A 25,439-nucleotide genomic window follows, 5' to 3' on the forward strand; every position below is an offset into this window, starting at 1 on the left:
GACACTCCGCAGAGAGGTCACATTAAATCGCCATCATTTACTGCTTGGCCACCTGTTTTGTCACTTTCAGGTAGTCCAGCAGAATCCGGCCTGTCTCGGCCAGGTAGGCGTCGTCTTCCGGCTTGGTTTTGTCCGCCTCGGTCGGCAGCGCGTCTTCATCTTCTTTCTTCAGTTCCTTGAGTGGGTCTTCGCCCTTGGCCTTGCGGCGGACGTTCTCCAGTACAAGCTGCTGATTCTCGATGTCGGTGTGCTGCTTGCGGCGATCGATTTCGTTGAGGCTGACGGTTTTTTCTTCCATCAACTTCTTCGCTAGGGCCAGCTTGTCGCGGATAAACACGAACTCGGCATCCTTGGCGGAGCGGGTGTCGTGGTCAGCCTTCAACTGCGCCAGGAACGGTTTGAACGGGTCCGACGCCGGCTTGATCGCAGGACGAATGGTGTCCCACGGCATGGCTTCGGGCAGGGCGCTCTCGCCGATTTCCTTGGTGTCGATGATCGACGGGAAGTCGATGTCCGGCAGTACGCCCTGATGCTGGGTGCTCTGCCCGGAAACCCGGTAGAACTTGGCCAGCGTCAGTTTCAGTTCGCCATGGTTCAGCGGCTGAATGGTCTGCACGGTGCCTTTGCCGAAGGTCTGGCCACCGACGATCAATGCGCGGTGATAATCCTGCATGGCGCCGGCGAAAATCTCCGAAGCCGAGGCCGAAAGGCGGTTGACCAGCAATGCCATCGGGCCTTTGTAGAAGGCACCTGGGTTCTCGTCTTCGAGCACGTCGACACGGCCGTCAGCGTTGCGTACCAACACGGTCGGACCCTTGTCGATAAACAGACTGGTCAGCTCGGTGGCCTCCTGCAGGGAGCCGCCGCCGTTGTTGCGCAGGTCGATGACCACGCCGTCGACTTTTTCTTTCTGCAGCTCGGTCAGGATTTTCTTAACGTCGCGCGTGGTGCTCTTGTAGTCCGGATCGCCAGCACGGAAGGCCTTGAAGTCCAGGTAGAAGGCCGGGATTTCAATCACGCCCAACTTATAGTCCTTGCCATCCTGCTTGAGGTTGAGGACTTTCTTCTGCACGGCCTGGTCTTCGAGCTTCACCGCTTCACGGGTGATGGACACGATTTTGCTGGTCTGGTCGTTCGGTGCATTGGTGTGCGGAATCACTTCCAGGCGCACCACGCTGCCTTTTGGCCCACGGATCAGCTTGACCACTTCGTCCAGGCGCCAGCCGACCACATCGACCATCTCTTTGTCGGCCTGGGCCACGCCGATGATCTTGTCGGCTGGTGCAACCTGCTTGGTCTTGTCCGCCGGACCTGCCGGCACCAGACGCACGATCTTCACTTGGTCATTGTCGCTTTGCAGGACGGCACCGATGCCTTCCAGCGACAGACTCATATTGATATCGAAATTTTCCGCGTTATCCGGCGACAGATAATTGGTGTGCGGATCGTAGGACATCGCGAAAGTGTTGATGTAGGCCTGGAAGATATCTTCGGCACGGGTCTGGTCCAGACGTGCCAACTGATTCTTGTAGCGCTTGGTCAACAGCTCTTGAATGGCCTTCGGCTCTTTACCGGCGATCTTCAGGCGCAGCACTTCGTCCTTGACGCGTTTGCGCCACAGGTCATCCAGGGCGGCGGTGCTGGTCAGCCAAGGGGCGTCCTTGCGATCCACCAGAAGGCTTTCCTTCTCGGTGAAGTCGAACTTGTCGACACCTTTGTCCAACTCACCCAAGGCGAAGTCCAGACGCGCTTTGACGCGGTCCAGGTAGCGCTTGTAGATGGTGAAGCCGGGCTGCAGGTCGCCGCTCTTGAGGAAGTCGTCGAACTGGGTCTTCCACTTGTTGAACTCAGCGATATCGCTGGCCAGGAAGTAGCTGCGCGACGGGTCCAGCAGCTTGAGGTAGCTGTCATAGATGATCACCGAGCGAGCGTCGTCCAGCGGCGGCTTGCTGTAGTGATGGCGCTTGAGCAACTCGACGACGTTAAGGCTCGCAATCACCTCATCGCGATCAGGCTGAAGATTGTCCCAGCTGTTGGCTGCGAACGTATTGGTCGACATCGACGACAAGCCGAGACCAATGAAAAGAGCTAGGGCGGTGCTTGGGAACAAATGCTTCATGCTGATTCGACGCGGGGGCAATTGATAACGCATATTAGGCCGTCTTTGAAGTCGCCGGTTCCATATGGGCCGGTCGCATAATGCAAAAAGCCCGGCGATACAGCTACGGGCTCAGTCCAGACTCACTATGGAGGCACTGTGAAAGCATTGCAAGGCGTTGAAGGTCATGTGGAGTGGTTGGATGAGCCAAGTCCTACATGCGATGTAGGTCAGGTTCGCATTCGTGTGGCGGCTGCGGGGCTCAATCGTGCCGATTTACTGCAGCGTGCGGGGCTTTATCCGCCACCGCCGGGCGTCAGCAAGGTGTTGGGCCTGGAGTGTTCCGGGGTGATCAGCGAGGTCGGCGCGGGCTCGTCCTGGCAGGTCGGCGACCGCGTCTGCGCGCTGCTGGCCGGGGGCGGCATGGCCGAGGAAGTGGTGGTGGACGCCCGCCATGTGCTGCCGGTGCCGGAAGGCCTGTCGTTGACCGAAGCGGCGGCCTTGCCCGAGGTATATAGCACCGCGTGGTTGAATCTGTTCCAACTGGCGGGCCTCAGGCCCGGTGAAAAGGTGTTGCTGCATGCCGGCGCCAGTGGCGTGGGCTCGGCGGCGATCCAACTGTGCAAGGCCTTTGGCAGCCCGTGCTGGGTCAGTGTCGGCTCGGCGGAGCGGCTCGCCTACTGCCAAGCGCTCGGCGCCCAGGGCGGTGTGGTGCGCACGGACGGTATTGAAGGGCTGCGCGATTTCGGGCCGTTCGATGTCATCCTCGACCCGGTCGGCGCCAGCTACGCGGCGCTGGACCTCAAGCTGCTGGCCCTGGACGGTCGTTGGGTGTTGATCGGCCTGATGGGCGGGCGCGAGGCGCAGTTGGACCTGGCGCAAGTACTGGGCAAGCGTGTGCAACTGCTCGGCTCGACCCTGCGCAGCCGCGACGATCAGTTCAAGGCCGACCTGTTCAGTGATCTGAGCCAGCATGTCTGGCCGTTGTTTGCCGAAGGCCGCTTGAGCCCGCAACTGGCCAAGACCTTCCCGATCAAGGATGCCGAGGCGGCGTTTGCTGAGCTTGCGACCAACCAGATTTCCGGGAAATTGGTGTTGGTGATCGACGCCAGCCTGACCTGACCTCGAATTGGAATAAGGTCAATGTGGGAGGGGGCTTGCCCCCGATGGAGGTGTGTCAGATGAAGAATTCTTCACTGATCCACCGCCATCGGGGGCAAGCCCCCTCCCACATTTGGATCTCGGTTGAGTCAGACCCAGTGGTGGACCGGCCAGCCTGCCTGTTCGGCGTGCTCACGCAATACCGGGTCGGGGTTCACCACCTGCGGATGATCCACCTTCAGCAGCAACGGCAAATCATTGCGCGAATCTGAATAGAAGTACGCGCCTTCCAGGGTTTCACCTTCCTGTTCCAGCCATTCGAGCAAGCGCGTGATCTTGCCTTCGCGGTAGGTCAGGACGCCGACGGTACGGCCGCTGTACACGCCGTGGCTGACATCCAGTTCAATGCCCAATACTTCATCGATACCGATACGCGCCGCTATCGGTGTGACCAAGTGGGTGCCCGACGCGGAAATCACCAGAACCCGGTCGCCGTTCGCGCGGTGGCGGGCGATGGTGCGGGTGGCGTCGCTGTAGATCAGCGGTTCGATGACGTCCTCCACCCAGGGCTCCACCAGATGCTCGATTTCCTCCGGCGTGCGGCCGATCATCGGCTCCAGGCTGAAGTCCATGAACGCTTCCATGGCCAGCTTGCCCTGGCTGTAGGCGTCCATCAGTTCGTTGTTCTTGCGCATGAACGATTCGGGGTCGACCCAGGCCAGGCGGCCCATCTGCTCGCTCCACAGGGTGGCGCAGTCGCCGTGGATCAGGGTGTCGTCCAAATCAAAAATTACCAATGCCATCCGTTACGCTCTCTCATTAATGCAATGCCGCTCAGGCTACTTCACACAGTGCGCTTGGGTCGATGGAAAGTGCCAGGCGCTGGCCGTCAGGGTGCAGATCGTCCGCCGAGCGGTTGAGCACGTCCACCACCAATTCCACGCCGCGCGCTTCGATGCGGTAGCGAATCACGTTGCCCAGCAGGCTGTGGCTGCGCACCAGGGCGTCGAGTTCGCCGCTGCGGCTCAGTTCGATGGCTTCCGGGCGAATCGCGATGCGCCCGCTGATCGGCCGTTGCAGCAGTTGGCTGGCCTTGTCCGCGTCGAGCAGGTTGTAGTTGCCGATAAACCCGGCGGCAAACACATCCACCGGCGCGGTGTAGAGGGTTTCGGCGTCGCCGCTCTGGACGATCTTGCCCTGGTTCATCAGGAAGATCCGGTCGGACATGGTCAGCGCTTCTTCCTGGTCATGGGTCACGAAGATCGTCGTCAGGCCCAGTTCGCGCTGGATCTGGCGGATCTGCTCGCGCAGGTGCTTGCGAATGCGCGCATCCAGCGCCGACAGCGGTTCATCCAGCAGCAACAGGCGCGGGCGGGTGACCAGGGAGCGGGCGAGGGCCACGCGCTGGCACTGGCCGCCGGACATCTGGTGCGGGTAGCGCCCGGCCAGGTCCTTGAGTTCCACCAGTTGCAACACGTCCTGCACGCGTTTGTGGCTGTCGTCGGCGTTGACCTTTTGCATGCGCAGGCCGAAGGCGACGTTCTGTTCCACGGTCATGTTGGGGAACAGCGCATAGCTCTGGAACACCATGCCGATCTGTCGTTTCTGCGGGCTCAGGGGCACGATGTCCTGGCCGTCGAGGAGGATCTGGCCACTGTCCACCGACGTCAGGCCGGCGATGCAGCGCAGCAAGGTCGATTTGCCGCAGCCGGACGGGCCGAGCAGGGTGACGAATTCGCCCTTGGCGATCTCGCAATTGATGTCACTGAACACCGGGGTGCCGGCGTAGCCTTTTTGCAGGTGTTGGACGCTGACGAAGCTCATTGGCTTTTGTCCTTGTTCAAGATGTTGGCGGCCCAGGTCAGCACCAGCACAAAGAAGAAATAGGAAATGACCACGGCACTGGTGAAGTGGCCGCTGCTGTTGCGCATGTTGTTCAGGTACACCTGCAGGGTTTCGTAGCGGGTGCCCACGAGGATGTTGGCGAACACGAACTCACCGAACAGGAACGAAAACGACAGCAGCAACGCCACCATCAGGCCCTTGCGCAGGTTCGGCAGCACCACCAGGATCGCCGCCTGCCAGGTGCTGGCGCCGAGCAGTTGCGCGGCGTCCATCAGGTCGCGCAGGTTGATGGCTTGCAGGTTGTTGGTGATCGCGCGGTACATGAACGGCAGCGCCACGGTGAAGTAGCAGCCGATCAGAATCCACGGCGTCCCCACCATCGCCAGCGGCCCGGAGCCATAGAGTTGCAGCAGGCCCACCGACGACACCACCGGCGGCACCGCAAAGGGCAGCAGGATCAGAATGTTCATCAGCGCGTCGAGCTTGGGGAAGTGGTAATGCACCACGAACAGCAGCGGCAGGATCAGCACCACCGACAAAATCAACGCGCCGACGCAGACCAACAGGGATTGGCCGAAAGCCATCAGAAAGCGCGGGTCACTCCATAGCTGCACGTACCATTTCACGGTGAAGCCGGCCGGCAGGATGGTTGCCGACCAACTGCTGGCAATGGAGTAGACAAAGGTGCCGATCAGCGGCAGCACCAGGATCGCGAACAACAGGTACACCACGACCCGGTGGTAGAGGGAGGCCGGGCCGGCTTCAGCGCGAGACATGGTAGCTCCTCTTGAGCAGCAGTTGATGGACCACGGTGACCACGGTCATCAGCGCCACCAGCACAACGGCCAGGGCGCTGGCCATGTTCGGGTCCAGGGAGATGTCGCCGGAGACCATCGCCGCGATCCGGATCGGCAATACGTTGAAGTTGCCGGTGGTCAGCGCGTAGACCGTGGCGTAGGCGCCGAGGGCGTTGGCCAGCAGGATCACGAAGGTGCCGAGCAGCGCCGGGGTCAGCACCGGCAGGCCGATGTGGCGCCAGAACTGCCAGCCGTTGGCACCCAGCAGGGCGGCGGACTCGCGCCAGTCTTCGCGCACCGCATCGAAGGCAGGGTAGAGCAGCAACACGCCCAGCGGGATCTGGAAGTAGGTGTAGAGAATGATCAGGCCGGTCTTGGAATACAGGTTGAAGTCCTGAATGATCCCGGCTTGCTTGAGCATGAGGGTGATGCTGCCGTTGAAACCGAGCAGGATGATGAAAGCAAAGGCCAGGGGCACACCGGCGAAGTTGCTGGTCATGTTGGCGAAGGCGGTGACGAAGTTGCGCAGCGGCGAATCCACGCGGCGCAGCGAATAGCTGCCGAGCACCGAAATGATGATGCCGAACACGCTGGAGTAGAAGCTGATCTCCAGGCTGTACTGGATCGCCTGCAGGTAGAACTTCGAACTGAAGATCTTGCTGAAGTTGGCCAGGCCCCAGCCGAACTCTTCCGACTGCAGGCTGTTGATCATCACCCACACCAGCGGGGCAATTTCAAACACGATAAAGAAAAGCGCGAAGGGCACCAGGCACAGGATCGCGAGCCATTTGCTGCGGGTCATGGCACTCACTTCAACAGCTCCCGGCAGACAGGTTTGTCGTGGGGCACGCCCAGCAACGCGCAGACGGTGCCGCACAGCTCGGTTTGCTTGGGCGTGGCGTTGGCATCGAAGGTGAAGGCCGAACCCAGCACGAACAGCGGCACCTCGCGTTCTTCCGGCAGCAGGCCGTTGTGGGAGCGGTCATTGTTCATGCCGTGGTCGGCGGTCACCAGCACTTGATAGCCGGCATCGAGCCAACCTTGCAGGTAGTCGGCGAGGAGGATGTCGGCCGAGCGTGCGCTGTTGCGGTATTGCGCGCTGTCGAGGCCGTGCTTGTGGCCGGCGTCGTCGATGTTCATCGGGTGGACCACCAGCAGGTTCGGTGCGTGTCTGCAGCGCAGGCTTTCGGCGTCGGCGAACAGGTGCGAATCCGGGTAGTGGTCCTGCCAGTAGAAGTGCCCGTGCTGGATCGCCAGCGTCTTGTCGTCGGTATGACGGTCGCGGGCGGCGATAAAGGGTGTGCGGTTATACAACTCGCTGACCCAGTGATAGGCCGCCGCCGCCGTGGTGAGACCGGCGTCGCGGGCGTAATGGAACAGGCTGCGCTGGTTGGACAGGCGCGAGACATGGTTGTGGACGATGCCGCTGTCGATCGGCGGCACGCCGGTGAAGATGCATTCGTAGAGCGGCCGGGAGAGTGACGGCAGTTCACATTCGAGTTTGTACAGTGCTGCGCGTCCTGCGCCGACGTAGGCTTGCAGATGCCCCATGGCGTGACGGGCAACCTCGAAGTTCAGGCCGTCGAGCACCACAAGGATGACGTTGTGCTTCATAGGGGGAGACGCTCCGCAACAGATGGGTTTGGATCGGGTTTGCGGTTGGAACCGGAACACATGTGGGAGCAGGCAAGCCTGCTCCCACACTGACCGCATCTACAGCTCAGGCATTACTGCATATTGATGATGACTTCTTCCTGCCACTTCTGCGGCAGTGCCTTGGAGCTCTTCTCCCAAGCATCGGCATCCTTGATCGGGGTGACGCGCTTGTATTGCTCGTTCGGCAGCAGCTTGTCCTGTACTTCCTTTGGCAGCGTCAGGTGTTCGGCGCGAATCGGCCGTGCATTGCCCTTGGCCAGGTTGATCTGGCCGGCGTCGCTGAAGATGTATTCGCGGGCCAGTTTGGCGGCGTTCGGGTGCTTGGCGTATTTGTTGATGATGGTGGTGTAGCCGGAAATCACCGAACCGTCCGATGGGATCAGCACCACGTAGTCATCCGGGTTGGCCATCTTGGCTTTGTAGCTCAGGCCGTTGAAATCCCAGACCACGCCGACTTCCACTTCGCCTTTTTCCATGGTGGCGATGGTTGGGTTGGCGAGGGACAGGCGACCTTGCTTGGCGATGTCGGCGAACATCAGCAGGGCGGGTTGCAGGTTTTTCTCGTCGCCCTTGTTGGCGATGGCGGCGGCCAAGACACCGTTGGCGGCTTGGGCGGCGGTGCTCACGTCACCGATGGAGACCTTGTATTTGCCGGTCTTCAAGTCAGCCCAACTGGTTGGCACGTCCGAGCCGTGCAGCAGTTTTTTGTTGACGATAAAGGCGATGGTGCCGGTGTAGGCCAGCGCCCAGTTGCCGTCTTTATCTTTCGCCCAATCCGGGACCTGGGCCCAGGTGCTTGGCTTGTAAGGCTGAACCACGCCCTGTTTCACCGCGATCGGGCCGAAGGCGGCGCCGACGTCGCCGATATCGGCACTGGCGTTGTCTTTCTCGGCGGCGAACTTGGCGATTTCCTGGGCCGAGCTCATGTCGGTATCGATGTGCTTGAGGCCGTAGGTCTTGGCCAGGTCGTCCCAGGTGCCTTTCCAGTTGGCCCAGTCATCGGGCATGCCGACGCTGTTGACGGCGCCTTCCGCTTTCGCGGCGGCTTCGAGCGTTTTTAGATCGGTATCAGCGGCCATGGCGGCGGTGCACATGGCAATGGTCGAGCCTAACAGTGATGCCAGGAAAAGCTGTTTCATCCGAAGCTCCTTTGGGCGTTTTCAACGCGGCGTTTTATACGAACGTTAGCGGTGGTGTTGGTCTAGGTCAGCAATACCTGAGCCAATCTAGGCGGGATGGATGACAGTTTCGTGTCGATGTCGTTTTTAGCGCGCCGATGTCGCTCAGCGCAGGTTTAGCGTAGACCATGCCAAAGCGCCCGCAGGCCTTGGACTTGGCCGATGGATTGCAGGGTTCGTCGCAAGGCTCGACAGGGGCTGTCATCTGTCGGTCATCTGCAATGCCTAGGCTGGCACGCAGAAGCACAAGCCCAAATGTCGAGCGATTTATGCACCTGAACGGTGCTGGTCTAGTCCAGGTAGGTAACGTTGATGCGTGATGAGGCAATCAAGGCGGTGACATCCATCGGCCTGGCGCTGCAAGAGCAGATCGATCACGGCCTGTTGCCGCCATCCAGCAAACTGCCCGCCGAGCGCAAGCTCAGCGAGTTGTTTGGTACCACCCGGATTACGGTGCGGGAAGCCTTGTTACAACTGGAGGCCCAAGGGCAAATCTATCGCGAGGAGCGCCGTGGCTGGTTTGTCTCACCGCCGCGCCTGGCCTACAACCTGATGCAGCGCAGCCACTTTCACGCAATGGTCAGTGACCAGGGTCGCGTGGCGTCGACCGAGGTGATCAGCGCACGGCTGCAACCGGCGTCGGCGGCGGTGTGCGCGTGGCTGCAATTGCCGGCGCTGTCCAGCGTGATCCAGATTTGCCGCCGGCGCAGGATCGATGGGCGTCTGGTGTTGTATGTGGAGCACTACCTGAACCCGCAGTATTTTCCGGGGATTCTGGTCTGCGACCTGAACCAGTCGATGACCGAGCTGTACGCCCGCAAGTACGACTTGCACTACGGGCGGGTACGTTTCGAGATTGTGCCGACCTCACTGCCGGTGGAAGCCGCCGCCGCGTTGCGCGTGTCGGTGGGCAGCCCGGGCTTGCGCATCGCCCGGGTCAACTATGACCAGCATCAGCGCTTGATCGACTGCGACCTGGAGTTCTGGCGGCATGATGCCATCCACGTAGGGGTAGACGTGGTTTAACCCTGTGGCGAGGGCGCTTGCTCCCGCTGGGTCGCGAAGCGGCCCTAAAACCTGCCATGGAGTTGCATCTGGAAAAACCCGCTGACTCTATTGGGGCTGCTCGCAGCCCAGCGGGAGCAAGCGCCCTCGCCACAAACCGATATCAGCGCGTGAGGGTTGTGATCAGTTGATCCACATTGGTTTCCAGCGCCGTCACCGGGTCGGCGCCGTCGACGTTCAATACCAGCAGTTGCGCGCCGCCGGCCGTCACTGCGGTTTTCACCGCCGCGCTTGGCGGGCGATGGTGCAGCACCACGACCACCTCGTTGTCCTTCAGGCGGGTGCTCAATTGCTGTAAGGCCTCGGGCGTCCAATCGGCATCTGGGCGTGCGTCGGTGTCGAGCACTTCCAGGTTCAAGCTGCTGAGCAGATATGCAAAGTGATCGCTCAAGCTGACCACGCTCAGGTTATCCGCCTGGGCCAGCCGTGCTTCGCTGTCGGCGTTGAGCTTGAGCAGGCGCTGCTTGAGGGCCGCCAGGTTGGCGTCGATGTGTGCCTTCGCGCGCGGTGCCAGGCGGCTCAGGTCGGCGGCCATCACATCGGCCATGCGCCCCATGTTGTTGCTCGATTGCCACGGCTGGCTGTTCAAGCCATCGCTGACGCCCGGTAGCACGGCGATCCCCGGCAAGCCACCGTCCACCGGGCGTGCGGCGTCCACTTCGACGATGCGGATATTGCTGCGCCGCGCCACCGGGTATAGCGGGTCATCGGCCCACAGCGAGCGCAGGCCGATGACGGCATCGGCGTCCAACGCCAACTTGCTCAGCGCCGGGGCGCCACGGCCGGTGAAGTAGGACACCTGCCGCGAACCGGGCAGGTTGGCCGGTGCGGCGCGTTCGAGCTGCACATCGCTACCTTTAAGCAGCAGGTCTGCCAGCCCATAGGTGATGGGCAACGAGGCCAGGACCTTCAGCGGTTTTTTCGCTTTGGTCAGGGCCGCATGGCCCAGCCCCAGGTTGACTTTGAAGTCCTTGGGATCAAACCCGTCGACGGCCAGCGCCGAGGTGCTGATCAAGCAAGCGAGGGCCAGGGCCAGTGGGCGAAAGACGGTGCGCATTATCCAAGATTTCCTTTGAGGCTGGGCACGGTGCCGCGCGCGATGGCGGCGAGGGCGAAGGCGATACCGGCGACCAGGATGATTGCGGCGCCGGAGGGGATGGGCAGGTCGAAGATGATCGGCAGCAGGATGCCGCACAACGTGCTGACGCTGGCGATCCCTACGGAGATCCAGAAGAAGCCCTTGAGCGACTGGCTCAGCAGGCGTGCCGCCGCTGCCGGAATCACCAACAGCGCGCCCACCAGGATCGCGCCGATGACCTTGACCGCCGCCACGGTGATCAACGTCACTAGGATCACGAACAGGTAATCCAGGGTCTTCACCGCCACCCCGCGCACCGCCGCCAATTGCGGGTTGAAGCTGGCGAGCATGATGCGGTTGTACAGCGGCAGGGCGAGGGCCATCACCAGGGCGCCGACAATCGCCAGCACCAGCAGGTCGTTGCCATTGACCGTCAACACCGAGCCGAACAGCACGTTTTCCAGGATGTGTACGTTGATCTTGCCCGCCAGAATCAACAGCAGGCTCGCGCCCAGCGCCAGGGACACCGAGAGGAACACGCCGATCAAGGTATCCGGCGCCAGGCCGGTGCGGTTGCGCAGGTAATTGAGCAGGATGCCGAACAGCAGGCAGTAGCCGAACAGCGCGCCATAGGGCCCGGTGTAGGGTTCGCCGAGCAAAATGCCCACGGCCACGCCGGTCAGTGCGGCATGGCCGACCGCTTCGGAGAAAAACGCAAAGCGCTTGACCACCACCAGCGTCCCCAGGCCGCCGAGCACCGGGCCGATCAGCAGGCCGGCGAGCAGGGCGTTGACCACAAAACCATAGGCCAGCGCCTCCGGCAGATAGCCGGAAGAGGCCCAGCCCTGGACCATCAAGCGAAACGCTTCATAACTCATGGCGCCGGGCTCCGCGGGTGGGTGGAGAACAGGCTCAGCAGGCGGTCCGGGGTCAGCGCCTCCTTGGGCGTGGCGTCGAACAGCACGCGGCGGTTCAGCCCGGTGACGCGGTCGGCCAGGCGGCCCACGGCTTCCAGGTCATGCTCGATCCACAACACGGTGATCCCGGCGCGGCGCCAGTCATTGAGCAGCCGTTCGAACACCTGGATACCGGCTTCATCGAGGGCCGACATCGGCTCATCCAGCACCAGCAATTGCGGGGCTGGGATCAGCCCCTGGGCGAGCAGCACGCGCTGGCGTTCACCGCCCGACAACGCACCCATGCGGCGTTTGCGTTTGTCCTGCAGGCCGACCCGTTCCAGGGCCTCGCCGATGGCGCCGGCGTAATGCCTGGACAGCCCGAGAAACGCCGGGCGCCGCTGACACATGGCCGCCATGAAGTCATCCACGGTCATCGGCAGGCCCCGGTCAAACTCCAGCGCCTGGGGCACATAACCGATGGTGCCGGGCGTGGTCGGCCACACCAGGCGCAGTTGCCCCTGGTGCGGCGTTTGCCCCAGCAGCGTTTTGATCAGCGAGCTTTTCCCGCCGCCATTCGGGCCCACCAGCGCGTGGATACTGCCCGGCTGCACCTGGAAGCTCACGCCATCGAGGATCACGGTGCGGCCCAGGGTCAGCGCCACCGTGTCGAACTCAATCGTCGGGCCGATGCTGACCACGCTCAAGCGTTGCGCGGCCGTCATGCCCCCGACTCCTGAATCGCCCGCACCACGGTGTTGAGGTTGCCGGTCATTTCCACTTGGTACTTTTCAGCGCTGTATTCACCGTAGGAAATATGCGACAGCGGGTAGAGCTTGACCCCGGATTCACGCTGGATGGTCTCGACGTAGGTGGATGGGAAATCCATCTCCGAGAAGATCACTTTCACATCCAGGGCGCGCAACTCATCGATGGTTTTCTTCAACTGGCTCGGGCTGGGCCCGATGCCATGGGCCGGCTCGACCACGGCGGTGACTTCCAGGCCGAACTCGCGCAGCAGGTAGTCATAGGCCGCGTGGACCGTGGCGACGCGCAGGTCCGGGTTGGGCGCGCTGGTCAACTTGGCCAGGGCATCGGCGCGCATCTTGCGCAAGCGCTTGCCGTAGGCGCGGGCGTTCTGGGTGTAGGCCTTGGCGTTGTCCGGGTCGAGCTTGCCGAGCTCGCGGGCGATGTTGTTGACCTGGGCAATCGACGCGCTGATCGACAGGAAGGTGTGCGGGTTGACCACCTTGCCGGCGCCGCGTGCGGCATTACCGGTGGCGGCCAGCAGCGGCACGTTGGCGTTGGCTTCGATCACCGGGATGTCCGGCCGCTCGCTGGTGGCGATCATGCGGTCGGCGAAGTCGTCGTGGCCGACTCCGTTGAGCACGATCACATCCAGGGTGCCGATGCGTTTGATGTCGTCGGCGCGTGGCTCGTAGGCGTGGGGGTTGAAGCCGGCCGGAATCAGCGGCACCACCTCGGCCTTGTCGCCGACGATGTTGGCGACGTAGCTGTAATAAGGGTGCAGGGTGATGCCGATCCGCAGGCGCTTTGCCGTCTCGGCATTCGCCAGCGGGGCGAGCAGCAGGCTGATCAGGCTGACCAGCAGCAGGCGTACAAGGGGCGATGAAATAGACATGGGCACTCGGTCTTCTCGGTCAGTGACGGTGCTGGCGGGTCACGCCGGCATCGAATTGCGCGATCACCTGCCGCCAGCCGGCTGCGATCAGCGCCTGGTCGGTGAGGTCGGCGGGGGCGGCCAGGTCTGGGCGGCGGTTGAGCCAGATGTCTGGCTCGGCGCCCGTCACCCGCATCAGCAGCGAGCCGCTGCTGGCCGGCGTCTGGCTCACGCCCAGGTAGGCTGACGGCGCCAGCAACTGCCAGCGATGGTCGCCACGGCTGACCGAACTGGCGTCCTGGGCAAACGGGGCAAAGCCTTCTTCGGCCAGTTGTGCGGGCGTCGGCAGGGCGCTGTGTTCCTGCTGCAGCCAGTGGATTTCATCCAAGGTCACGCGCAGGTCGGCGTAGATGCCTTGCTCGGCGGCGCTGAGGTCGCGGCGAGCGTCCAACTGGTGGCTGGGCACGGCGACCACGGTTTGGGTTTCACCGTGCAGGGCCACCACCGTACCGGCCACCGCCAGGATGATCAGGCACAGCAGCAGCACATAGAGGGTTTCGTGGCCGGCACCGGCGGGGCGTACAACCTGTGTCGTGCTCATTGAGGCTGGATATCCGCTTGGTCGATTTCAACGACGTGACCGGGGCCTGCATCGAACAGCACATAGAACTCAGCGGACGGCTTCTTGAAGGTCAGCGTCGAATCCGCGCCGAGTTTTCCGGGCACCAGGATGGTTTCGTCGTAGCCGATCACATCCAGGGTCACGCCGGGGGCGCCGCTACCGTCGGAAAAACCGCCGGTACATTGGATCTGTTCGCCGGGGATTTCCTTGCATTCGCACATCGGGTTGTGGGCCAGGGCGGTGGGACAGAAACCGGCGCACAGCAACAGCGCGATGCAGGCGCGGTTCAGGCGTATCAACGTCATGGTTTGACTCCTTGCTTGTTCAGCCAGGCAATGGTGGCAGGCGAGGCCTGGCTCAGCGAAATGGAACCCTGGTGCATCGTGCCGTCCCAGCCTTCCATGGTGACCCACAGTTCGGCGTTGGCCGGCGTGCGTTCGGGCACCGGCAGCAGCGCGCCCATGCGGTATGGCGTGCCGAAGAAGATCACCCCGGCGGCGCGCAGGCTGCGGGGTTTGCCGATACGCAGGTAGGTTGCCTTGACCTGGTCGGCGCAGGCGGCGCACAGGGCTGCGTTGAAGAATTTCATCGGGCCGGCCGGGTCCGGGCGCGGGCCTTCGTTGCGGAACTCGGCGAGGGTCAGGCTCCAGGGGCCTACCTGCACCTCGCCGGCCACCCGCTCGCCGATGCCGCTGTCACCGCGAAACAGCGCGGCGTCGGCAAAGTACTTGGGCATGAAACCCAGGGGCACCAGCAACAGCAGGACGTTTATGTGGAACCGCCATTTCAGCCAAACGGCCCGCAGCGGCGAAGGCGTTGCAGCAGCGAGCTTGCTCATCGGTTGCCCTCCGAAGTTTCAGCCTGCATGGCCGGGATGGATGCCGCTTGGCGTGGCGCCTTGTGGCTGCGCTTGAAGGCGTGGAGGGTGGCCAGGGCTGTGCGCTTGGTCCAGATCAGCAGGCCGCTCAAGACCATCATGCTCAGCACCAGTCCGAAGAATGCCCAGATCAGCTTGATCCACAGCCCGCCAAAGTCGCCGGTGTGCAGCGGGCGCATGGACTCGGTGACGAACTCGAGTGTCGAGCGGTTGGACAGCAGGTGCGAAACCGCCACTTCGCCGGTGTAGGGGTTGATCTGTGCGGTCTGGTACATCAACGGGTACCAGCCCCGCCCGCCGATCTGCAGATGGCTGTAGGCGTTGAGTGGCAGGAACACAAAACTGGTCTCCAGCCCCGGAATCCGTTGGCTGGCGATTTCGATCGCGTCGTCCAGGGCAATCATCGGCGCCGGCACGCCGGGGGCGGACATTGGCACGTTCTCCCGGGCAATCACCGGCACGATGGGTTCGCTGGAGATGGAAATCTGGTTATCCCCCAGGATCGCTTGAATCAGGAACCAGGTGCCGGTGATGGAAATGACCGCGATAAACCAGATCGACCAGATACCGCTCAGGCGGTGGAAGTCGCCCCAGAAGATTCGCGCGCCATGGCGGACGCGCAGGGTCGGGCGCAAAAAGCCCTTCCAGAAGCGTTTGTACACCACCAGCCCGGTGATCAACGACGCCAGTAACGGCAGGCCGAGCGCGGAGACCAGGTACCAGCCCCAACTGAACCCATTGCTGAACGGCACCAGCCACCAACCATGCAGGGCTCGGGTGAATTGTTTGAAGTCGAACGCCGGGCTGATGCCCTGGATCGCCCCGGTGTACGGGTTGACGTAGACCTCCACCGAGCGCCCGTCGGGGTAGCTGAGGTCGACACTCAGGGCGAAGTGCGACTCGTCCGGGCGGACGATGGATTGCACGATGACCTGGGGATCGGCGCGTTTGATGGCGCTGATCACCTGGTCATAGCTCAGCGGCTCGGCATCATCCGACGGCTTGCTTGCGCGAATTTCCGGGTTGGCCAGCCAGACGATTTCCTGGCTGACCACCGCCAGGGTGCCGGTGACACAGACAATCAGTACAAAGAACCAGATGGGTAATGCCAGCCAGCCGTGTACGAGGAACCAGAGTTTTGAGCGTGACTTCTTCGACATGTGAATGGGGGTCTTGATCGGAGGGGGCAATGAGGGCCCGAAAAAGGCCGGTCGTAGCTTTTGCTGACGCGACGGGCTGTATCTAAGTTAAGACGGATGAGAATGAGAAATCCCTAACTTAGATATGAAAGTAAATGTTTCAGGTTCACATTCAGGCGGGACGATGGTCGGGGGGATGGGGATGACCGCCCGTTTGTTCGGTATCCCTTTTTTCCGCGCGCTGTCGGACGTGGCACCTTGGCGGGGCGGACTTTGGTCGAGGCTGTTGCTTGCGCGGATACCGACGCATCAAGTGAGCATGTGGCCTTTCATTGCAGTCGGTATTGGCTGGTGGGTTTATGCGTCGGTCAGAGCCTATTGGCGCGTGGTGGGTTCGAGCAATTGAGCCCCTGGCCCACGCTCGCCAAGCTGATCATCCTGATTGCGCAACGGGCATGCCTCCAGCGACAAACACCCACAACCGATACAGCCATTGAGCTTGTCCCGCAGGAGCATCAGCTTGTTGATGCGCTCGTCCAAATCCTGCCGCCACGATGCCGACAAACGCTGCCAATCTTTAGCGGTAGGCGTGCGTCCATCCGGCAAGGTCTGCAATGCTTCACCAATCGTCGCCAGCGGAATTCCCAGGCGCTGGGCGATTTTGATCACCACCACCCGGCGCAGGACGTCGCGGGGGTAGCGCCGTTGATTGCCGGCATTGCGATTGCTTTTAATCAGCCCCTTGGTTTCGTAAAAATGCAGCGCCGTGACCGCCACGCCGCTGCGGGCCGACAGTTGGCCGACAGTGAGCTCCTTGGTAACCATGAAAAACTCCAGATAGACGCTTGACCTTGACTTAACTAGAGGTTTTACCCTGCGTGGCATCGAATCGCAAGATTCTGCCTACGTAGAAAGGGGAGTGTTCATGCAGGTATCAGAGAAGAATCTCAGTTTCACTCAATTGATCGAGTTTCAGGTCGAGCCCCAACAACAGCTCGCCCTGGTCGCGGCGTTATCCACCCAGAGTGAGCGCCTGGCGCAGGGGCACGGCGGCTTTCTCAACGCGAGTGTGCAGGTCAGCGATGACGGGCGGCGGGTACTCAATTACCTGCAATGGCGCTCGCGCGAGGACGGCGAGGCGGCCTTCCAGCGTTTTGAGCACGGCGAGGAAGATTTCTGGGCACTGATACGCGCCCACCAGGCCACGGCCGTGACCTTCGGTTCGTTCCAGGTGCTGCGCAGTTTCGAGCGCAGCCATGACAATGCGTTGCACTGCCGTCTAAATGGATAGGTGCAGCATACGCTCACCCTGTACGTTTTCCCCCGGACGGCGCTTGTTCACCGCCAGCTCGCCGATCTTGATCAGGCGCGTGCGCGTGACGTTGCGGCTCAGGCCCAGCAGGTTGGCGGTGTGGACCTGGTTGTAGTGGCTGAAGCGGTAGGCGGCACGCAGCAATGCGTCCTCGACTTTTTCATGCAGGGCGCCGGCCTGTTCCTCGAACAGCTTTTGAAAGGCCCGTTCAAGCAAGGCTTCGGCACTGTTATCGGTGCTGTGCTGGCTGTCGTCCTGACGCTCTATGCGCAGGTTCGACAGGCGCAAATCGTCGCGTTCGATCAGGCCATTACGGCAGATCAGCAAGGTGTGGTGAATCACGTTTTCCAGCTCGCGGATATTGCCCGGCCAGCTGTAGCTTTTTAGCTTGTGTTCGGCCTCGCGGCTGAGGGTGATCGGGCCGTAGCCCAGGCGCTGGCTGTAGGCTTCGATGAAGTGTCGGGTCAGCGGCAGGATATCGCCGGGACGCTCGCGCAACGGGCTGAGCTCCAGGCTGACCACGTCGAGGCGGTAGTAGAGGTCTTCGCGGAAATGCCCGGCGTTGATGGCTTTTTCCAGCTGCACGTTGGTTGCCGCCAGCACGCGCACATCGATGGGAATGCTCTTGCGCGAGCCCAGGCGCACCACTTCCCGCTCTTGCAACACGCGCAACAATTTGACTTGGATCGCCATCGGCAAATCGCCGATCTCATCGAGGAACAAGGTGCCGCCGTCGGCCTCTTCGAACCAGCCGGCCTTGGCGCTGAGGGCACCGGTGAAGGCGCCTTTTTCATGGCCGAACAGTTCGGCCTCCACCAGCGATTCGGAAAACGCCCCGCAGTTCACCGCCACAAAGGGCCGGTTACGCCGTGCGCTGAGGTTATGAATGTGGCGCGCCACCAGCTCTTTACCGGTCCCGGTTTCGCCGATGATCAACACGCTGGCTTCGCTGGGCGCCACTTGCTGGATATGGTCGAGCAGCGCCTGGGATTTCGGGTCTTCGAAGACCTGGGCCGTGGCGCGGATCGAGGTGGCGAGGGCGGGCGAGGGCGGTAAGGTTAAAAGCTGCATGGGCACCTCTTTATGAATAGAACGTAGGAATCGGCAGGGACTGGTTCAACGCCCAGTCCCCCAGTTCGTGGAGTTTGTAGTCCACCGGATCGTGCAGGCTTTGCGTGCGCAGGTTGCGCCAATGGCGGTCCAGGCGCAGTGACGCATGGGTGGAGCGCGCGCCAGTGACTTCAAATAAGCGGCTGCACAACTCCAGGCCCTGGCGGCTGGCGGCGACCTTGGCGGTGGCGATGGCGATGGCCAGTTGGCCGCGTTCGTTTTCGCTGAGGTTCGGCCCCTTGGCCCAGGCTTGATCGAGCTGCGTGGCGGCGCGTTCCACCAGTAGGCGCACACCTTGCAAGGCCACCCAGAATTCGCCGTAGTGGTGCAGTACGTAGGGGTCCTGGCGCACATCCTCGGCGGTGGATTTGTGCCACGCGCGGGTTTCGGTGAGGGTGTAGTTGCGCGCTTCGTCAAAGGCACCTTCGGCAATGCCGAGGAACATGTGCGTGAAGGTCAACTGTGCGATCAGTGGGCGTAGGCCGGCGAAGGGTGTGCTCAGTGGACCCGGGTCGAGCAGCAACTCCGATTCCTCGACGCGTACCCGTTCGAAACTGGCGCTGCCGCTGTCGGTCTGGCGCTGGCCGATATTGTTCCAGTCGTTGTGCAAAGTGATGCCGCTGCGTCCACTGGGGATGGCGGCGATCAGCAACTTGCCGCCGGCGCTCTCATCCACCGCCGAGGCGATCAGCATTTCCGAATCGCTGGCGCCGGAGCAGAAACTCTTTTTGCCGGAGAACTCACGCCAGCCGCCAAAATCCTTGACCAACGTGCGCGTGTCCAGCGGGTTGAGGGCATTGCCCCAGAACCAGTTTTTGCGCGCGGTCTGTTCGAACCAGGGTTGCCATTGGTCCGGGCGCGAAAACAGACGGACAGTGGCGAGCATCAGGTGGTGGAAACCGAAGACATGGGCGATGGAGCTGTCGACCTTGGCGAATTCACGCACGATGCCCAGGGTGTCGCTCCAGCGCGCACCGAGGCCGCCGTATTGAGCGGGAATGCTCAGCGCCAGCAGACCGCTTTGGCGCAGGGCATCCCGTTCGGTTTTTGGCGTGCCACCGCGCTCGTCGCGTTCGACGGCGGTGAGCGCGAATTCGGCGGCGAGCTGTCTGGCGGTCTGCAAAGGTGAGGGCAGGACGCTGTGGGGTTTGGCTGTCACGCGGTATTCCTCATAGGGCTCTAATGCCGTGTGCTATCTATTGGGCAATGAAGATCAAAGGTGGGAGCGGGCTTGTGCGCTCCCACCTAAGCCGGATCTCAGCGTTCTCAGGCCTTGGCTGGCAGCACATCATTGGCAATCATTTCGCCAAACGGCCCCGTCAGATTGGTGACGCCGCGTCCGGCCAGGCTGGCGTAGGGTTCCGGCAATAGCGGGAACACCAACTCGGCGAAGCGATAGGCTTCTTCGAGGTGCGGGTAGCCGGAGAAGATGAAACTCTCGATGCCCAAGTCCGCGTATTCCTTGATCCGCTCAGCCACTTGTTGCGGGTTGCCCACCAGCGCCGTACCGGCGCCGCCACGTACCAGGCCGACACCGGCCCAGAGGTTGGGGGCGATTTCCAGGTTGTCGCGGCGCCCATCGTGCAAGGCGGCCATGCGGCGCTGGCCTTCGGAGTCAAAGCGCGAGAAGGATTTTTGCGCGGCGGCGATGGTCTCGTCGCTGATGTGTTCGATCAGTTTGTCGGCGGCTTTCCAGGCGTCTTCTTCGGTCTCGCGCACGATCACATGCAGGCGGATGCCGAATTTCACGGTCCGCCCGTGGCGCGCGGCACGTTCACGCACATCCGCGAGCTTTTCGGCGACGGCGGCAGGTGGTTCGCCCCAGGTCAGGTACACATCCACCTGTTCGGCGGCGAGGTCGTGGGCAGCGTCGGAAGAACCGCCGAAGTACAGTGGCGGATAAGGCTTCTGCACCGGTGGGTAAAGCGCTTTGGCATTCTGTACGCGCAGGTGTTTGCCTTCGAAGTCCACCGATTCGCCCTGCAACACGCGGCGCCAGATCCTGAGGAATTCGTCGGAGACTTCATAGCGTTCGCTGTGGTCGAGGAAGCTGCCGTCGCCTCGGTTTTCGTCGGGGTCACCGCCGGTCACGACGTTGATCAGCAGGCGGCCGTTCGACAGGCGATCCAAGGTCGCCGCCATGCGCGCCGACACCGTGGGCGAGATGATGCCTGGGCGAATTGCAACCAGATAGCGCAAACGCTCCGTCAGCGGCACCAGCGCCGAGGCGATCACCCAGGAGTCTTCGCACGAGCGCCCGGTAGGAATCAGCACGCCGTAGTAACCAAGGCTGTCAGCAGCCTGGGCGACTTGCTTCAGATAATTGAGGGTGACCGGGCGAGCACCTTGGGTGGTGCCCAGGTAATGACCGTCGCCATGAGTGGGCAGAAACCAGAAAACATCCATGACGAATCCTTAAGCGATTTTCAGCAGAGAGGGGGAGTGCGCGGCGAACAAAGGTGCTGCGCGTTCTGCCGCAAGGCGAATACGGCCCTTCAAGGCTTCGCTGGTGATTTGGTAATCGGTGAAATCGGCTTCGGTGGCATACACGCCGATCGGCAGGGTCAGGGCCTGGAAGAAGCTGAACAGCGGGCGTAACTGGTGATCGAGTACCAGCGCGTGACGTTCACTGCCGCCGGTGGCGGCCAGCAGCACCGGGGTGTCGATCAACGAATTTAGGCCAACCAGGTCGAACAGATGTTTGAGCAGGCCTGGATAAGAACCGCGATAGACCGGTGCGGCGACGATCAGCAGATCGGCCTGTTCGATGGCCAACAGTTGGGATTCGACCTCGGCCGGCAACTCATCGCGCGACAGTGCGCCGCCCAGTGGCCGGGCGATATCGCCGAGTTCGATAAGAGTGGTCTGGATCGGCAATAAAGTTGCCAGTTCGGCCAGCACGGCCTGGGTCAACACCAGGGTGCGGGACGGGCGCCAGGTTCCGCCGGAGAGGGCAACGACATTCAGGGGACGGGTCATGAACAGTTCCTTTTTCAACAGTGGTTCATCGCAGGAGAAGTGAGTCGGTCTGAGCAAGAGCTGTACCAACGGCTGCAGGCCTTGAATCGCTTGGGCTGCGGGCTCACTGCTGAAAACGTTGCTGTTGTCTGCCTGGTGTTTTGTTGAATGGCTGTTGCCTGGACAACAGTTGCGTGGCGAACAGTGTTGAGCTCGCGTGCAGCCATTTATAGAGGGTTATGTTTATTCCGTAAATTAACGTATTTCTATATTTATAGATCTTATAGGAATATGCGTGCTGCCCTATCGAGGGTGCGACCTCGGTTGATAGCGACTATCACGGATGATGATTTTTCACCGTTCAAGGTCGGGAGTAGCCTGTGTTCATTGACTTGAGACCTCCTTCGCAGAGCCACCGCCATGAACCGATTTCTTGCTGTTTGCGTATTACTTGTCACTTCTGTCGTTGCCGGTTGTGCGACCCATCCTTCGCCTGAATTGCGCCCTTACACGGCACAAGAAACCCGGGAACTGGCGCTGGAGGCGTTGAGCCGTCGCGGGTTGTCGTTTGACGAGTATCAACAGCAGCGGGCTGCCCTGACCCAGGCACAGAAGCCTTTCGGCTTTGATCGCCAGGGCGAAATGAACGCCGAACGTAATGTGACCCTGCATGGTCGTCCCAGTTGAGCCGTTGCTCAGTGCCAAAAAGCCCGAGGTTTCTCAAGAACCCTCGGGCTTTTTGTTTGCCATGGCGCTACTTCAGCCTGTTAAGCTGAATTTCAGGAGCGTTCCTACGCACATTTACGTCAAGTGGTCCTTTTTTAATGGCATTCGATCGGGTAAACCTGACGACCTCTGTTCCGGTCGATGCCCCTGAGACGTTGCTCTCGGGAACCAGCTCTGCGAGTCCCCAAGGTTATGAATAAACGTCCGTTGTATTTCGACTATGCCGCCACCACCCCGGTGGATGAGCGAGTCATCCAGGTGATGGTCGAGTGTCTGGGCTTCCATGCCAATTTCGGTAACCCTGCGTCCAGTTCCCACGCATTCGGCCAAGCGGCCCGGCAAACGGTTGAGCGGGCGCGTCGCCAGGTGGCCGAGTTGGTCGGTGCGGAGCCGGAGCAGATCGTCTGGACGTCCGGCGCGACTGAATCCAACAACCTCGCGATCAAGGGTGTAACTCAAGCACGGGGCGTCGCGGGGGGGCATATCATCACCAGCCAGATCGAGCACAAGGCCACGCTGGACACCGCGCGGCAGATGCAGGAAGCCGGTGTAGCCGTGACCTACCTGGTGCCGGACGCCGATGGGTTGATCAGTGCCGAGGCGGTGAGTGAAGCACTGCGTGAAGACACCTTCCTGGTCTCGCTGATGCTGGTGAACAACGAGTTGGGCACGCTCAACGACATCCCCGCCATCGGCGCGCGGGTGCGTGAACACGGCGCGTTGTTGCATGTGGACGCGGCACAGGGCGCGGGCAAGGTGGCAATCGACCTGGCGCAATGGCCGGTGGACTTGATGTCGTTTTCCGCACACAAGGTGTATGGCCCCAAGGGGATCGGCGCGCTGTATGTCGGGCCGCGGGCGCAGCAGAAGGTGATGGCGCAGATTCACGGCGGTGGCCACGAGGGCGGCTTGCGCTCAGGCACCCTGGCGACCCACCAGATCGCGGGCATGGGCGCGGCGTTCGCCCTGGCGGCGCAGGCTTTCAGCGAGGAGCAGGCGGCGATCGTGGCCTTGCGCCGGCGTTTGCTGGATCAACTGACGACGGTTGCCGGTGTGCGTCTCAATGGCAGCGCCACCCAGCGCATTCCTCACACCCTCAGCCTCACGTTCGGTGAAGGCGAGTTCGACGCTGCGGCCTTAAGCGTGGGCATGGCTTTTTCCGCGACCTCGGCCTGCAATTCGGCAAGCAATGCGCCTTCCCACGTGCTGCTGGCGCTCGGGCATGACGCCCGCAGCGCCGGTCGTACCGTTCGCTTGAGCCTGGGGCGGTTCACCACCGAACAGGACATCGACCAGGCCGTGCAATTGATCAAGGCCGCCCTTGCCAGTGCGCCGGCGTTCTGGGCGGTTTGATTCCTCATTCGTAACCCATAACAATTATTAGTGGTTAGCAGGAGACACAATGAGTACGCAGCTTTTGACCCATGGAACGGTTCCCCAGCGCCTGGCGCATACCCGTGAACTGATGCGCCGCGAGGGCATTCACGCCTTGCTGGTGCCGTCGGCTGACCCGCACTTGTCCGAATACTTGCCGGGCTACTGGCAGGGGCGTCAATGGTTGTCGGGGTTTCACGGGTCAGTGGGGACGCTGATCGTCACCGCGGATTTCGCCGGTGTCTGGGCCGACAGCCGCTACTGGGAACAAGCGACCAAGGAGCTCAAGGGCAGCGGTATCGAACTGGTGAAACTGCAGCCGGGTCAACCTGGTCCGCTGGAATGGCTGGCCGAGCAGACGCCGCATGGCGGTGTGGTGGCGGTTGATGGTGCGGTAATGGCCGTGGCTTCGGCGCGTACTTTGGGCGGCAAGCTGGCAGAGCGCGGCGCACGCCTGCGTACCGATATCGACCTGTTGAATGAAGTCTGGAAAGATCGCCCGACGTTGCCGAATCAGCCTATCTACCAGCATCTGCCACCGCAGGCCACCGTCAGCCGTGGGGAAAAACTCGCGGCGCTGCGCGCCAGTTTGAAAGAAAAGGGCGCCGACTGGCATTTCATCGCGACCCTGGATGACATCGCCTGGTTGTTTAACCTGCGCGGTGCCGATGTATCGTTCAACCCGGTGTTTGTGTCCTTCGCCCTGATCAGTGCACAACAGGCCACTTTGTTTGTGGCGCTGAGCAAAGTCGATGCCGAGCTGCGCGCTGTGCTTGAGCAGGATGGCGTGACCTTGCGCGATTACAGCGAAGTCGCCGGTGCGCTACGGGCGGTGCCGTCGGGCGCGAGTGTGCAGGTTGATCCGGCACGCGTGACCGCGGGCTTGTTGGAACACCTGGATGCCAGCGTCAAGCTGCTGGAAGGGATGAATCCGACTACGCTTGCCAAATCCCGCAAGAGCCTGGCCGACGCGGAACATATCCGCCAGGCCATGGAACAGGATGGCGCGGCCCTGTGCGAATTTTTCGCCTGGCTGGAGAGTGCGCTGGGCCGTGAACGCATCACCGAACTGACCATCGACGAACACCTGACGGCTGCACGTACCCGCCGGCCCGGTTATGTGTCGCTGAGTTTCAACACCATTGCCGCGTTCAACGCCAATGGCGCGATGCCGCATTATCACGCCACCGAAGAAGAGCATGCGCTGATCGAAGGTGACGGCCTGCTGTTGATCGACTCGGGCGGCCAGTACTTGGGTGGTACCACCGATATCACGCGGATGGTGCCTATCGGTTCGCCGAGTGATGAGCAGAAACGTGATTGCACCCGCGTGCTCAAGGGGGTGATTGCGCTGTCCCGTGCTCACTTTCCCAAGGGCATTATGTCGCCATTGCTGGATGCCATCGCGCGAGCGCCGATCTGGGCCGAAGGTGTCGACTATGGGCACGGCACAGGTCACGGCGTAGGTTATTTCCTCAATGTGCATGAAGGTCCGCAGGTGATCGCCTACCAGGCGGCCACTGCGCCGCAAACTGCGATGCAGCCGGGCATGATCACTTCCATTGAGCCGGGTACGTACCGCCCGGGGCGTTGGGGCGTGCGTATCGAGAACCTGGTGTTGAATCGCGAAGCAGGCAAGACCGAGTTTGGTGAGTTTCTCAAGTTCGAAACCTTGACCTTGTGCCCGATCGACACCCGTTGCCTGGAGCCGTCGTTGCTGACGGCCGAGGAGTGCCAGTGGTTCAATGCGTACCATGCAGAGGTGCGTCAGCGTTTGAGCCCATTGCTCAGTGGCGCCGCGCTGGAGTGGTTGCAGGTGCGGACTGCGGCTATTTGATCGGTCGCTGCTCGGCAGGTGCCGCTTGCGATCTGCGCGCAGGCGGTTAGCCGCAGCGTCGCGAAGGGCTGCGTCGGTTCGAGGCGTTCAAGGTGGGCGGTGCGGAGCAGTCGGAAGTGGACTGCTCGGGCCGTCATTTACAGATGACG

The 25,439-nt window shown here is 61.8% G+C and carries 27 protein-coding genes (1 of these 27 cut by a window edge); 6 read left to right on the forward strand and 21 right to left on the reverse strand.

The annotated features are described in order from the left end of the window. Positions 1-37: 37 nt before the first annotated feature. Positions 38-2,119 carry a carboxy terminal-processing peptidase gene (locus tag ACS5Q8_RS09815; protein ID WP_276197329.1) on the reverse strand — a complete coding sequence of 694 codons (2,082 nt, stop codon included), beginning with the start codon at positions 2,117-2,119 and terminating at the stop codon, positions 38-40. A gap of 138 nt (positions 2,120-2,257) precedes the next feature. Here ACS5Q8_RS09815 and ACS5Q8_RS09820 point away from each other — a divergent pair, with 138 nt between their 5' ends. Further along, entirely contained in the window at positions 2,258-3,220 is a 963-nt protein-coding gene (locus ACS5Q8_RS09820) for a zinc-binding dehydrogenase (RefSeq protein WP_426099350.1), read from the forward strand. 128 nt (positions 3,221-3,348) lie between these two features. Here the strand turns inward: ACS5Q8_RS09820 and ACS5Q8_RS09825 are convergent, their stop codons facing one another. From ACS5Q8_RS09825 to ACS5Q8_RS09850, 6 genes are all read right to left on the reverse strand, one after another. Next, positions 3,349-4,002, reverse strand: coding sequence for an HAD family hydrolase (locus ACS5Q8_RS09825; RefSeq protein WP_276197331.1), 654 nt, complete (start codon positions 4,000-4,002; stop codon positions 3,349-3,351). A 31-nt stretch (positions 4,003-4,033) separates the two neighbouring features. Beyond that, the gene (locus tag ACS5Q8_RS09830) at positions 4,034-5,023 is read right to left on the reverse strand and encodes an ABC transporter ATP-binding protein (protein WP_276197332.1); all 990 of its coding nucleotides are present in this window, start codon (positions 5,021-5,023) and stop codon (positions 4,034-4,036) included. After that, entirely contained in the window at positions 5,020-5,820 is an 801-nt protein-coding gene (locus ACS5Q8_RS09835) for an ABC transporter permease (RefSeq protein WP_276197333.1), read from the reverse strand. The genes ACS5Q8_RS09830 and ACS5Q8_RS09835 overlap by 4 nt, the downstream gene beginning before the upstream one ends. After that, complete coding sequence (locus ACS5Q8_RS09840; RefSeq protein WP_276197919.1) at positions 5,807-6,643, reverse strand: ABC transporter permease; 837 nt, start codon at positions 6,641-6,643, stop codon at positions 5,807-5,809. The genes ACS5Q8_RS09835 and ACS5Q8_RS09840 overlap by 14 nt, the downstream gene beginning before the upstream one ends. A 5-nt stretch (positions 6,644-6,648) precedes the next feature. Beyond that, positions 6,649-7,455: an alkaline phosphatase family protein gene (locus ACS5Q8_RS09845; protein WP_276197334.1), complete on the reverse strand. Its 807-nt coding sequence runs from the start codon at positions 7,453-7,455 to the stop codon at positions 6,649-6,651. Positions 7,456-7,568: 113 nt separating this feature from the next. Further along, on the reverse strand, positions 7,569-8,636 hold the full coding sequence (locus ACS5Q8_RS09850) for an ABC transporter substrate-binding protein (protein WP_276197335.1): 1,068 nt from the start codon (positions 8,634-8,636) through the stop codon (positions 7,569-7,571). Between the two features lie 351 nt (positions 8,637-8,987). Here ACS5Q8_RS09850 and ACS5Q8_RS09855 point away from each other — a divergent pair, with 351 nt between their 5' ends. Then, the gene (locus tag ACS5Q8_RS09855) at positions 8,988-9,701 is read left to right on the forward strand and encodes a UTRA domain-containing protein (RefSeq protein WP_443694815.1); all 714 of its coding nucleotides are present in this window, start codon (positions 8,988-8,990) and stop codon (positions 9,699-9,701) included. 142 nt (positions 9,702-9,843) lie between these two features. Here the strand turns inward: ACS5Q8_RS09855 and ACS5Q8_RS09860 are convergent, their stop codons facing one another. The 9 genes from ACS5Q8_RS09860 to soxR form a co-directional block, all read right to left on the reverse strand. Continuing rightward, positions 9,844-10,797, reverse strand: a complete 954-nt coding sequence (locus tag ACS5Q8_RS09860) for a metal ABC transporter substrate-binding protein (protein ID WP_443694817.1) — start codon at positions 10,795-10,797, stop codon at positions 9,844-9,846. Then, the gene (locus ACS5Q8_RS09865; protein WP_276197338.1) at positions 10,797-11,696 is read right to left on the reverse strand and encodes a metal ABC transporter permease; all 900 of its coding nucleotides are present in this window, start codon (positions 11,694-11,696) and stop codon (positions 10,797-10,799) included. Before ACS5Q8_RS09865 ends, ACS5Q8_RS09860 begins: the two co-directional genes overlap by 1 nt. Further along, positions 11,693-12,439: a metal ABC transporter ATP-binding protein gene (locus ACS5Q8_RS09870; RefSeq protein WP_443694819.1), complete on the reverse strand. Its 747-nt coding sequence runs from the start codon at positions 12,437-12,439 to the stop codon at positions 11,693-11,695. Before ACS5Q8_RS09870 ends, ACS5Q8_RS09865 begins: the two co-directional genes overlap by 4 nt. Next, positions 12,436-13,356, reverse strand: coding sequence for a metal ABC transporter substrate-binding protein (locus ACS5Q8_RS09875; protein WP_443694821.1), 921 nt, complete (start codon positions 13,354-13,356; stop codon positions 12,436-12,438). The genes ACS5Q8_RS09870 and ACS5Q8_RS09875 overlap by 4 nt, the downstream gene beginning before the upstream one ends. Before the next feature lie 19 nt (positions 13,357-13,375). Then, positions 13,376-13,936: a DUF6162 family protein gene (locus ACS5Q8_RS09880; protein WP_443694822.1), complete on the reverse strand. Its 561-nt coding sequence runs from the start codon at positions 13,934-13,936 to the stop codon at positions 13,376-13,378. Further along, positions 13,933-14,262 (reverse strand): hypothetical protein, encoded by a 330-nt coding sequence (locus tag ACS5Q8_RS09885; RefSeq protein ID WP_276197342.1) that lies wholly within the window; start codon positions 14,260-14,262, stop codon positions 13,933-13,935. The genes ACS5Q8_RS09880 and ACS5Q8_RS09885 overlap by 4 nt, the downstream gene beginning before the upstream one ends. Continuing rightward, positions 14,259-14,795, reverse strand: coding sequence for a thiamine pyrophosphate-binding protein (locus tag ACS5Q8_RS09890; protein WP_276197343.1), 537 nt, complete (start codon positions 14,793-14,795; stop codon positions 14,259-14,261). The genes ACS5Q8_RS09885 and ACS5Q8_RS09890 overlap by 4 nt, the downstream gene beginning before the upstream one ends. Further along, positions 14,792-15,994 (reverse strand): PepSY-associated TM helix domain-containing protein, encoded by a 1,203-nt coding sequence (locus ACS5Q8_RS09895; protein WP_276197344.1) that lies wholly within the window; start codon positions 15,992-15,994, stop codon positions 14,792-14,794. The genes ACS5Q8_RS09890 and ACS5Q8_RS09895 overlap by 4 nt, the downstream gene beginning before the upstream one ends. Positions 15,995-16,348: 354 nt before the next feature. Next, positions 16,349-16,798 carry a redox-sensitive transcriptional activator SoxR gene (gene soxR, locus ACS5Q8_RS09900; RefSeq protein ID WP_276197345.1) on the reverse strand — a complete coding sequence of 150 codons (450 nt, stop codon included), beginning with the start codon at positions 16,796-16,798 and terminating at the stop codon, positions 16,349-16,351. Positions 16,799-16,898: 100 nt separating this feature from the next. Here soxR and ACS5Q8_RS09905 point away from each other — a divergent pair, with 100 nt between their 5' ends. After that, positions 16,899-17,264 (forward strand): antibiotic biosynthesis monooxygenase, encoded by a 366-nt coding sequence (locus tag ACS5Q8_RS09905; protein ID WP_276197346.1) that lies wholly within the window; start codon positions 16,899-16,901, stop codon positions 17,262-17,264. On the opposite strand, the gene ACS5Q8_RS09910 is transcribed toward ACS5Q8_RS09905, so the two are convergent. From ACS5Q8_RS09910 to msuE, 4 genes are all read right to left on the reverse strand, one after another. Beyond that, on the reverse strand, positions 17,253-18,356 hold the full coding sequence (locus ACS5Q8_RS09910; RefSeq protein ID WP_443694823.1) for a sigma-54 interaction domain-containing protein: 1,104 nt from the start codon (positions 18,354-18,356) through the stop codon (positions 17,253-17,255). The two genes, ACS5Q8_RS09905 and ACS5Q8_RS09910, sit on opposite strands and share 12 nt — an antisense overlap. A 10-nt stretch (positions 18,357-18,366) precedes the next feature. Further along, complete coding sequence (locus ACS5Q8_RS09915) at positions 18,367-19,554, reverse strand: acyl-CoA dehydrogenase family protein (RefSeq protein WP_276197347.1); 1,188 nt, start codon at positions 19,552-19,554, stop codon at positions 18,367-18,369. A 107-nt stretch (positions 19,555-19,661) separates the two neighbouring features. Then, entirely contained in the window at positions 19,662-20,801 is a 1,140-nt protein-coding gene (gene ssuD, locus ACS5Q8_RS09920) for an FMNH2-dependent alkanesulfonate monooxygenase (RefSeq protein WP_078833079.1), read from the reverse strand. A 9-nt stretch (positions 20,802-20,810) separates the two neighbouring features. Next, positions 20,811-21,374 carry an FMN reductase gene (gene msuE / locus ACS5Q8_RS09925; RefSeq protein ID WP_465160121.1) on the reverse strand — a complete coding sequence of 188 codons (564 nt, stop codon included), beginning with the start codon at positions 21,372-21,374 and terminating at the stop codon, positions 20,811-20,813. 399 nt (positions 21,375-21,773) lie between these two features. On the opposite strand from msuE, the gene ACS5Q8_RS09930 reads away from it, so the two are divergent. From ACS5Q8_RS09930 to ACS5Q8_RS09940, 3 genes are all read left to right on the forward strand, one after another. Continuing rightward, on the forward strand, positions 21,774-22,040 hold the full coding sequence (locus tag ACS5Q8_RS09930) for a hypothetical protein (protein WP_276197348.1): 267 nt from the start codon (positions 21,774-21,776) through the stop codon (positions 22,038-22,040). Between the two features lie 231 nt (positions 22,041-22,271). Continuing rightward, positions 22,272-23,432, forward strand: a complete 1,161-nt coding sequence (locus tag ACS5Q8_RS09935) for a cysteine desulfurase family protein (RefSeq protein WP_276197349.1) — start codon at positions 22,272-22,274, stop codon at positions 23,430-23,432. A gap of 49 nt (positions 23,433-23,481) precedes the next feature. Further along, a complete protein-coding gene (locus ACS5Q8_RS09940) occupies positions 23,482-25,290 on the forward strand; it encodes an aminopeptidase P family protein (protein ID WP_465160122.1) in 1,809 nt (602 codons plus the stop codon). 133 nt (positions 25,291-25,423) lie between these two features. Here ACS5Q8_RS09940 and ACS5Q8_RS09945 read toward each other — a convergent pair whose 3' ends face one another. Beyond that, a protein-coding gene (locus ACS5Q8_RS09945) for a hypothetical protein (protein ID WP_426099341.1) crosses the window boundary here: on the reverse strand, positions 25,424-25,439 show its final stretch. The gene runs 266 nt beyond the window's last position; the window shows 16 of its 282 coding nt (coding positions 267-282); its start codon lies beyond the right edge, outside the window — the gene reads right to left on this strand; the stop codon is at positions 25,424-25,426.

It is taken from the genome of Pseudomonas sp. PAMC25584, from assembly GCF_058135675.1.

What these genes read in the sequence shown, in the direction of transcription:
- ACS5Q8_RS09815 (WP_276197329.1), bottom strand. Translation starts at nt 2,119, where the DNA reads ATGAAGCATTTGTTCCCAAGCACCGCCCTAGCTCTTTTCATTGGTCTC.
- ACS5Q8_RS09825 (WP_276197331.1), bottom strand. Translation starts at nt 4,002, where the DNA reads ATGGCATTGGTAATTTTTGATTTGGACGACACCCTGATCCACGGCGAC.
- ACS5Q8_RS09830 (WP_276197332.1), bottom strand. Translation starts at nt 5,023, where the DNA reads ATGAGCTTCGTCAGCGTCCAACACCTGCAAAAAGGCTACGCCGGCACC.
- ACS5Q8_RS09835 (WP_276197333.1), bottom strand. Translation starts at nt 5,820, where the DNA reads ATGTCTCGCGCTGAAGCCGGCCCGGCCTCCCTCTACCACCGGGTCGTG.
- ACS5Q8_RS09840 (WP_276197919.1), bottom strand. Translation starts at nt 6,643, where the DNA reads ATGACCCGCAGCAAATGGCTCGCGATCCTGTGCCTGGTGCCCTTCGCG.
- ACS5Q8_RS09845 (WP_276197334.1), bottom strand. Translation starts at nt 7,455, where the DNA reads ATGAAGCACAACGTCATCCTTGTGGTGCTCGACGGCCTGAACTTCGAG.
- ACS5Q8_RS09850 (WP_276197335.1), bottom strand. Translation starts at nt 8,636, where the DNA reads ATGAAACAGCTTTTCCTGGCATCACTGTTAGGCTCGACCATTGCCATG.
- ACS5Q8_RS09855 (WP_443694815.1), top strand. Translation starts at nt 8,988, where the DNA reads ATGCGTGATGAGGCAATCAAGGCGGTGACATCCATCGGCCTGGCGCTG.
- ACS5Q8_RS09860 (WP_443694817.1), bottom strand. Translation starts at nt 10,797, where the DNA reads ATGCGCACCGTCTTTCGCCCACTGGCCCTGGCCCTCGCTTGCTTGATC.
- ACS5Q8_RS09865 (WP_276197338.1), bottom strand. Translation starts at nt 11,696, where the DNA reads ATGAGTTATGAAGCGTTTCGCTTGATGGTCCAGGGCTGGGCCTCTTCC.
- ACS5Q8_RS09870 (WP_443694819.1), bottom strand. Translation starts at nt 12,439, where the DNA reads ATGACGGCCGCGCAACGCTTGAGCGTGGTCAGCATCGGCCCGACGATT.
- ACS5Q8_RS09875 (WP_443694821.1), bottom strand. Translation starts at nt 13,356, where the DNA reads ATGTCTATTTCATCGCCCCTTGTACGCCTGCTGCTGGTCAGCCTGATC.
- ACS5Q8_RS09880 (WP_443694822.1), bottom strand. Translation starts at nt 13,936, where the DNA reads ATGAGCACGACACAGGTTGTACGCCCCGCCGGTGCCGGCCACGAAACC.
- ACS5Q8_RS09885 (WP_276197342.1), bottom strand. Translation starts at nt 14,262, where the DNA reads ATGACGTTGATACGCCTGAACCGCGCCTGCATCGCGCTGTTGCTGTGC.
- ACS5Q8_RS09890 (WP_276197343.1), bottom strand. Translation starts at nt 14,795, where the DNA reads ATGAGCAAGCTCGCTGCTGCAACGCCTTCGCCGCTGCGGGCCGTTTGG.
- ACS5Q8_RS09895 (WP_276197344.1), bottom strand. Translation starts at nt 15,994, where the DNA reads ATGTCGAAGAAGTCACGCTCAAAACTCTGGTTCCTCGTACACGGCTGG.
- soxR (WP_276197345.1), bottom strand. Translation starts at nt 16,798, where the DNA reads ATGGTTACCAAGGAGCTCACTGTCGGCCAACTGTCGGCCCGCAGCGGC.
- ACS5Q8_RS09905 (WP_276197346.1), top strand. Translation starts at nt 16,899, where the DNA reads ATGCAGGTATCAGAGAAGAATCTCAGTTTCACTCAATTGATCGAGTTT.
- ACS5Q8_RS09910 (WP_443694823.1), bottom strand. Translation starts at nt 18,356, where the DNA reads ATGCAGCTTTTAACCTTACCGCCCTCGCCCGCCCTCGCCACCTCGATC.
- ssuD (WP_078833079.1), bottom strand. Translation starts at nt 20,801, where the DNA reads ATGGATGTTTTCTGGTTTCTGCCCACTCATGGCGACGGTCATTACCTG.
- msuE (WP_465160121.1), bottom strand. Translation starts at nt 21,374, where the DNA reads ATGACCCGTCCCCTGAATGTCGTTGCCCTCTCCGGCGGAACCTGGCGC.
- ACS5Q8_RS09930 (WP_276197348.1), top strand. Translation starts at nt 21,774, where the DNA reads ATGAACCGATTTCTTGCTGTTTGCGTATTACTTGTCACTTCTGTCGTT.
- ACS5Q8_RS09935 (WP_276197349.1), top strand. Translation starts at nt 22,272, where the DNA reads ATGAATAAACGTCCGTTGTATTTCGACTATGCCGCCACCACCCCGGTG.
- ACS5Q8_RS09940 (WP_465160122.1), top strand. Translation starts at nt 23,482, where the DNA reads ATGAGTACGCAGCTTTTGACCCATGGAACGGTTCCCCAGCGCCTGGCG.